The 7,123-nt window shown below is 76.7% G+C and carries 7 protein-coding genes; 5 read left to right on the forward strand and 2 right to left on the reverse strand.

The genetic code is table 11. The features are described 5' to 3' along the window. The first annotated feature begins 294 nt into the window (after positions 1-294). From ACZ55U_RS36985 to ACZ55U_RS36995, 3 genes are all read left to right on the forward strand, one after another. On the forward strand, positions 295-831 hold the full coding sequence (locus ACZ55U_RS36985; protein WP_465533651.1) for a ribonuclease: 537 nt from the start codon (positions 295-297) through the stop codon (positions 829-831). Between the two features lie 156 nt (positions 832-987). Then, the gene (locus ACZ55U_RS36990; RefSeq protein WP_465533653.1) at positions 988-1,461 is read left to right on the forward strand and encodes a hypothetical protein; all 474 of its coding nucleotides are present in this window, start codon (positions 988-990) and stop codon (positions 1,459-1,461) included. Further along, entirely contained in the window at positions 1,461-1,781 is a 321-nt protein-coding gene (locus tag ACZ55U_RS36995; protein WP_465533655.1) for a transcriptional regulator, read from the forward strand. Before ACZ55U_RS36990 ends, ACZ55U_RS36995 begins: the two co-directional genes overlap by 1 nt. A gap of 35 nt (positions 1,782-1,816) precedes the next feature. Here the strand turns inward: ACZ55U_RS36995 and ACZ55U_RS37000 are convergent, their stop codons facing one another. Continuing rightward, entirely contained in the window at positions 1,817-2,812 is a 996-nt protein-coding gene (locus tag ACZ55U_RS37000) for a hypothetical protein (RefSeq protein ID WP_465533657.1), read from the reverse strand. Positions 2,813-2,924: 112 nt separating this feature from the next. On the opposite strand from ACZ55U_RS37000, the gene ACZ55U_RS37005 reads away from it, so the two are divergent. Continuing rightward, positions 2,925-4,169 (forward strand): ADP-ribosylglycohydrolase family protein, encoded by a 1,245-nt coding sequence (locus ACZ55U_RS37005; RefSeq protein WP_465533659.1) that lies wholly within the window; start codon positions 2,925-2,927, stop codon positions 4,167-4,169. Positions 4,170-4,232: 63 nt separating this feature from the next. Here ACZ55U_RS37005 and ACZ55U_RS37010 read toward each other — a convergent pair whose 3' ends face one another. After that, entirely contained in the window at positions 4,233-4,964 is a 732-nt protein-coding gene (locus tag ACZ55U_RS37010) for a GNAT family N-acetyltransferase (protein WP_465533661.1), read from the reverse strand. 785 nt (positions 4,965-5,749) lie between these two features. Here ACZ55U_RS37010 and ACZ55U_RS37015 point away from each other — a divergent pair. Further along, on the forward strand, positions 5,750-6,694 hold the full coding sequence (locus tag ACZ55U_RS37015) for a PAC2 family protein (RefSeq protein ID WP_465533663.1): 945 nt from the start codon (positions 5,750-5,752) through the stop codon (positions 6,692-6,694). Positions 6,695-7,123: the final 429 nt, after the last annotated feature.

The raw sequence follows: 7,123 nt of genomic DNA on the forward strand, positions 1-7,123 counted from the left end.
TAGGCCCGCGGAAGTGGGATCTATTCGGGGCGCGTTGGGGGGGCGGGGCGGGGGGGGTGGGGTGGGGGTGGGGGGGGGGGGGGGGGGGGGAAAGGGGGGGGGGGGTTCGCCCCCCCCCCCCCCCCCCCCCCCGGCCGTACGTCTGCGCCCGGCCGTACGTTCGCGCCCGGTCCGGCGCGCGCCCACGTGCCTACGGGCGGTTGCGGCGGGCGCGGCGGGTGCGGTGGCCGGTGTGGCGGCGGCCACATGCGCGGCTCGCCCGGCAGGGGCCGGCGGCCTGCCAAGCTTGACCGCATGACCAACCGCAAGAACCCGCTCGTCGTCGTGGCCGTGCTGCTCCTGGCGCTCCTGGCCGGGGCCGGCTACCTGCTCACGAACAAGGGGAGCGGCCACCCCACCGCCGCGGCGAGCGCCTCGGCGACCGGGACCGCGGCTGCTCCGGCGTCCGGGTCCACGGCCCCCAAGCCCGCGGCCCCCAAGCCGTCCCCGCCCGCCGGGGGCGCCACCGCCCCCGCCCCGGCCGGCACCTGGGTCCCCAGCGACCCCTCGATGGCCGACGTCTGCCGCACCAAGCTGCCCAGCCAGGCGGTGGACACCCTCACCCTGATCGCCAAGGGCGGGCCCTACCCCTACAGCCGCGACGGCATCGTCTTCGAGAACCGCGAGAGCCGCCTCCCCAAGAAGGCCGACGGCTACTACCACGAGTTCACCGTGGTGACCCCGGGCTCCAACGACCGCGGCACCCGCCGGGTCGTCACCGGCGGATCCGGCGAGCAGTACTGGTCCGCCGACCACTACGCCACCTTCCTGGAGATCGACTCCCGCTGCTGAACCGGCTCCCCGGCCCCCGACGCGCGGTCCGCGGCCCCCGCCCCTCCCCAGGGGCGGGGGCCGCGGCCTTTTCGCGACCTCGACCGGTGGAAAGTACTTTCCATAGTGGAAACAAGATGCCATAGTGGAATCGCCATCGTCTTCGAGGGGGATCCCATGAGTGACTCCACCCACACCGACCTGCCCGCCGCCGAGGCACTGCGCCTGGCCGAAGGCGCCCGGGCGGCCGCGCGGCGTCCCGGGCGGATGCCCGGCTGGTACGGCGTGCTCTTCGCGTTCGCCTTCTCCGCCTACGGGTTGGGCGTCGGCCAGGCGATCGAGGCCGAGCGGGTCTGGCTGATCGCGGTGCTCGGGAGCGCCTTCGGCATCCTGTCCGGGACGGCCGCCCGGGCCGCGATGCGCAGCGGCGGCATCGTCCGGCGTGGCGTGCCCTCCGGTATCGGCGGCGCCGTCGCGCTGGCGGTCCTCGGGGTCTGCGGCGCGGGCGCGGCCGGCATGGCGCTCGCCTGGCTGGCCGGCGGCGGCCCGCGCTGGATCGGCGCCACCGCCGGGGTCGCGGCGGGGCTCGCGTTCTGGGGGGCGACCGGCCGGCTGAACCGCCGGGTCCGGCGCGGCGGGGAGGCCGGCTGATGCCGTCAGCCCTCGATCCGCTGCTCCAGCACCCCACCCGCCTGACCGTGCTGGCCTTCCTCAGCGCTTGCCAGGAGGCCGAGTTCGGTGCCGTCCGGGACCACTGCGAGGTCTCCGACTCCGTCCTCAGCAAGGCCGCGACCGCCCTCGAAGAGGCCGGGTACCTCGCGGTGAAGAAGGGGTACGTCGGCAAGCGGCCCCGGACGTGGCTCGCCGCCACCGGTGCGGGGCGGGCGGCCCTCGCCGCCCACCTCGCCGAGCTGCGCCGGCTGGTGGCCGCTGCCGAGGAGGCCGGAGCCCGGCACGGCTCGGCGACGTAGCGCCCGTCCCGCCGCCGGGCGCGCACCCCGGGAGGTCACCGCGCCCGGCGCCAGGTGATGCGCGGGTGGGGGGCGTGGGGCCCGGTGGTGACCAGCGCGGTCAGTTCGTGGAGCACCGGGGACGGGTCCCGGCGGAGCTGGGTCGGGGTGGTGCGGACCACCGGGAGGCCGGCCGCGGTGAGGCGGTTGGCGCGGGCCAGGCCGCGTTCGTGCTCGGCCGGGCGCAGGTGCCAGGCGCGGGAGTCGATCTCCAGGGCCACGCAGGCGTGCGGCCAGTAGGCGTCCGGGACGGCGAGGAAGCGGCCGTCCAGGAAGAGCACCGGGTTCCACAGCGGCTCCGGCAGGCCGGCGTGCGCCAGCAGTTCGCGGGCCTCGCCCTCCACCACCGACCGCACCCCGGCCGTCAGGTCCTCCACCACCCGGGCCACCTGGGGCAGTCCGAGCGCGCCCGGCCGGGACAGCAACTGGTCGAGCAGCTCCCCGAGTTCGCAGTGCCTCCGCTGGACGGCCTCCGCGCACAGCGCCCGGAACCTGCGCTGCCCGGTCTCCCTCGGCGCGAGGTCGGCCAGTGCCCGGGCGACGGTGGTGCTCCACAGCCCGTCGTCCCGCTCGAAGCCCCCGGGCATCGCCCCGGAGGCTCGGTGGACCCGGACGAACTCCCTGTCGCCGACGCGTCGTTGACTCGGGATCAGCACATCGACGGCGTTCAGGTCGGCCGGGTGACCGGCACTCGGCAGCCCGGCCTCGGCCAGCACCGCGAAGCCGGTCAGCAGCACCTCGCCGGAGCGTGGCTCGCGCCCCTTCGGCGTCGCGTACGCCAGTGCGGCCCGCAGCTTCTGATGGAACGTCAGCCGCCTGTTTTGGAGGCAGATCACCCGGGGCAGCACCTGCTGCCAGGGGCCGCCCGGCCTCAGCCGGTGGGCGATGGTGCCGGAGGGCACGCCGAGCCGGCGCAGCTGCGCCCGGGTGGCGATGTGCTGCTGGTCGGCGCCGAGCAGGGCGACCGGGTCGAGGGGGTTCGCGCGGGTCATGCCCGGGTGCCTGCCCGCCGGGTTCGGCGGTATGCGAAACATCCCCCGTCGGTGGGGCCGAAGGCCGCGGTGGTTGACGGGTCGCCGGCCGAAGCGCTCTGCTGGAGGCCATATGACCATTCCATTCGGCCACGCGGGCCCCGCGCTGGACTCGCTCCTCGGCCTCTGCGTCGGCGACGCCCTCGGCGCCCAGTTCTTCGTCCCGGAGACCGCCCGGGCCCATCTCGCGGCCCGCACCGAACCGCCCGGCCCCTGGCCGTGGACCGACGACACCGAGATGGCCTGCTCGGTGTACGCCGCCCGGGCCGAGCGCGGCGCGATCGACGTCTTCGACCTCACCTACGCCTTCGCCCTGCGCCACGACTTCGACCGCGGCTACGGCCCGGCCGCCAACCGGCTGCTCCGGCTGGTCCGCGAGGGCGGCGACGCCGAGCGGCTGGCCTCCGAACTCTTCGACGGCCAGGGTTCGTACGGCAACGGCGCCGCGATGCGGGTCGCCCCGCTCGGCGCCGCCCACGCGGAGGACCCGCGGGCCGTGGTGCGCCCCGCCGCCGGCACCGCCCTGATCACCCACACCCACCCGCAGGCCGTGGACGGCGCGATCGCCGTCGCGGTGGCCGCCGCGTACGCCGCGCGGTCGCGCACCCGGCCGATGACGCCGGAGCGCTTCCTGGAGGCGGTGGCCGACCTCACCCCGAACGGGGTCCTCAGGGACGGCCTGCGGGAGGCCCGCGCGCTGCTCGGCCGGCCGGACCCGCGGGTCGCCGCGCGGCTGCTCGGCAACGGCAGCCGGACGTCGGCGGCCGACACCGTCCCGTACGCGCTGTGGTGCGCCGCCCGGAACCTGTCCGACTACCGCGCCGCCGTGTGGGAGGCGATCGCGGCCGGCGGCGACATGGACACCGTCGCCGCCATCACGGGGGGAGTGGTCGCCGCGCACACCGGCGCCCAGGGCATCCCGCGCGCCTGGCTGGACGCCTGTGAGCCGTTGCCCGCCTGGGCGTTCCCCGAGCCGGGCGGCGTCCGCGCGGCCGGCGGACCGCACCTGGAGCCGATCAGCCTGCCCCGCCCGCACCCGGTGCCGGACCTGAGCTGGTCGGACGGCGACTGGGAGCGGATCCGGCGCGGCACGCGCGCCCGGGACGCGGACGAGCGCTGGGTCGCCGTCACCTCCGAGGGCGTCCTGCACCTGCACCGCGGCGTGGACGGCGCGGAGATCTACCGCGTTCGGGTGTCCCGGGTGCGGGGCGGCTGGCGGCCGGCCGAGGTCCTGGTCGAGGCGGATCCGAGCCGCCACCGGGCCTGGGACGACCACACGGTCCTGCCGGCCGTCCTGGCCCGGGCCGGCGCCTCGTGAACCGCGCCCGGGCGCGCGTCCTGAGACACGGCCTGGTGCCCGGGGGCTCCCGGGGGCCCGGCCTCAGGCCGTGATCATCAGCTGCCCGGCGCTGCCGCCCTGTCTAAGGCACTCCTGGTTGATCGCCGGATCCGGGGCGCTCGGCGAGGTGGCGGCGGCGATCCGCAGCTCGATGATGTCCCGGACGGCCGGCCACTCGTCGTCGAGGATCGAGTAGAACGCGGTGGAGCGCACCACCCCGTCCAGCCCGCGCGAGTGCGCCCGGCGGACGCCCTCGGAGGTCGCGCCGAGCCGCTCGATCGCGGCGCGCGAGCGCAGGTTGCGGGCGTCCGCGCGCATCGAGATCCGCCGCACGCCCCAGGTCTCGAAGGCGTGGCGGAGCATCAGCAGCTTGGCCTCGGTGTTGATGCCGGTGCCCTGGGCGCGCGGCGAGAGCCAGGTGTTGCCGATCTCGGCCGCGTCGGGGACGGCCGTGGCCGGATCGCCGAACGGGACCCCGGGCGCGGGCGGCCACACCAGCGGGCCCTGCCAGTAGTCGAGTTCCAGGAACCGGGTGGAGCCGACGACCCGGCCGTCGGCGAGGTTCACGGTGGCGAACGGCAGCGACCGGCCCGCGGCCTGGTCGGCGAGCGCCCGTGCGACGTAGTCGCGGGCCGCTTCCAGGCCGTGCGGGACGGGCGTGAAGGCGTAGGTCGTACGGTCCTCGGCGCCGGCCTCGGCGATGGCCTCGGCATGGTGCGCGGCAAGGGGCTCCAGCCGCACGGTGCGGCCGGTGAGGATGACAGGTACGGGCACGGAACCTTGGTCCTTCATCGGTCGGAGGGTGCCTCCCGCGCCGGGGTGCGGAACGGGGTGCGCTGGGCTGGGTACGCCTGGGCCCGGGCCCGCCGGCCGGGCACCCGCGCACGCCGGAGGTCCGGTCGGACGGGGTGGGGGCGGCGGCCCGGAACGGGCGGCGCGGGGTGCCGGAACGGACACGGGTCCTCGGACCGGTCCGGCGGGAAGTGCGGGGGGACAGTGTGCGTCCGCGAAATGGCCGAGGAGGAAACGAGAGCGCGAAGGGAAGCAGGCGGCCAGGTGAAGGCAAGATGCGTCGTGGGTGGCTGGCCGAGCACCGGACCGGGACGTGGCCGACGGCGTTACGGACGACGTGACGACGACGCGACGATGCGAGGCAGCGAGAGGACGATACCCGCCAGAAGGCGGTGCGTCACTTCGCGGCACGCGAATGGCCGCCCGGGCCGTTCCAGGGCCCTCCGGACGGACCCCTCCGGGGGGCGTGACCACGGCCGTGACCAGGGGCTCTGCCACCGGGTGCGATCATGGTCCGGAGCGGTCGGCCGGGGCCGCCGGGCGCGTCCCGCGGCGGGCCGCCGGACCGGTCCCCGCACGGCCCCGGGCGGGTCGTCCCCGGTCCGTCCGCCGGTCCGCCGGCCGGTTCCTCCGCCGAGCCCGGGCACGGCCGCGGCGCCGCGGGACCAGGACGGCGGGCAGAGCGGGAATTCCGGCGGCGCCCGGCACGCTGGACAGGACGAGAAGCCGGTCGACCGGGACGAGCAGAGAACGGGGTTGGGTGCGCGGTGCGTGACTTCCAGGCGCTGTACGAGCTGGATCAGCAGGGCGTGGCCGCCGTGGCCGCGGCCAACGCGCGGTTGCGCGACACCGGTGCCGGCCTGGTGCTGCTCCAGCACTACGAGGGCTTCATGGACGCCGGCGAGGCCGGCGGCCAGGTGGTGGCTCACCTGCTGGAGACGGGATCGCCGCAGGTGGTCGCGCGCTTCGACCACGACCGTCTGGTGGACTACCGGGCCCGCCGCCCGCCGATGGTCTTCGACCACGACCGCTGGGCCTCCTACGACCCGCCGGAGATCCTGCTCCAGCTCGTCCACGACGCCGCCGGCGCGCCGTTCCTGCTGCTCACCGGCCCCGAGCCGGACGTCGAGTGGGAGCGCTTCGCGCGCGCCGTCCGCGAGCTGGTGGAGCGCTTCGAGGTCCGGCTCTCGATCGACTTCCACGGCATCCCGATGGGCGTGCCGCACACCCGCCCCGTCGGTCTGACGCCGCACGGCAACCGGCTGGACCTCGCCCCGGGCTACCCGCAGTGGTTCGAGCAGGCGCAGGTCCCGGGCAGCGCCCAGGCGCTGGTGGAGTACCGCCTGGCCGAGGCCGGGCACGACGTCCTCGGCTTCGCCGTGCACGTCCCGCATTACGTGGCCCGCTCCGCCTACCCGGCCGCGGCCGTGCTGGTCCTGGAGGCGACGCAGTCCGCCACCGGGCTGGTGCTGCCCGGCACCGGGCTGCGCGAGCGGGTGCCCGAGGTGTACGCCGACATCGAGGCGCAGCTGGCCCAGGGGGACGGCGAGTTGCGTTCGGCGATCCGCGGCATGGAGGGCCAGTACGACGCGGTGGCGGGCGCGGAGGGCCGGGAGAGCCTGCTGGCCGAGCCGGTGGACCTGCCCTCGGCCGAGGAACTGGGGCGGCGCTTCGAGCAGTTCCTGGCCGAGCACGAGCGCGACGCCGAGTAGCGGGGGAGCGAAGGAGCGGGCGAGCGGCGCGGCCCCCGGCCGGTCCGGAGGCGCCGTCGCCGGGTCGGGAGCCGGGTCGGGAGTCGGCCGGGAGTCGGTGCGGAATCGCTCGGGATTCGCTCGGGAGTCATCGGGCCCCGGACGTTCGTTGGTCCCTGAGGTGCCCGGGGGACGGGCCGCCGTCAGGAGCCGACCATGACTCGCATCCCCGGGGGAAGACCATGCCGACGACCGCACGCCCGACGCTCGCCGTGACCGCCGCACTGGCCGCGCTGCTGCTGGCCGGTTGCAGCGGCGGCGGAGGCGGATCGGCCGCCGGGGGGAGCGGCTTCGGGGGGGGGGGGGGGGGGGGGGGGGGAGCACCCCCCCCACCCCCCCCCCCCCCCCCCCCCCCCCCCCCCCCCCCCCCCCCTCCCCCCCCCCCCCACT

It is taken from the genome of Kitasatospora sp. NPDC034533 (genome assembly GCF_055575155.1).

Coding starts and splice junctions, on each gene's coding strand:
- ACZ55U_RS36995 (WP_465533655.1), top strand. CDS start 1,461: ATGCCGTCAGCCCTCGATCCGCTGCTCCAGCACCCCACCCGCCTGACC.
- ACZ55U_RS36990 (WP_465533653.1), top strand. CDS start 988: ATGAGTGACTCCACCCACACCGACCTGCCCGCCGCCGAGGCACTGCGC.
- ACZ55U_RS36985 (WP_465533651.1), top strand. CDS start 295: ATGACCAACCGCAAGAACCCGCTCGTCGTCGTGGCCGTGCTGCTCCTG.
- ACZ55U_RS37000 (WP_465533657.1), bottom strand. CDS start 2,812: ATGACCCGCGCGAACCCCCTCGACCCGGTCGCCCTGCTCGGCGCCGAC.
- ACZ55U_RS37005 (WP_465533659.1), top strand. CDS start 2,925: ATGACCATTCCATTCGGCCACGCGGGCCCCGCGCTGGACTCGCTCCTC.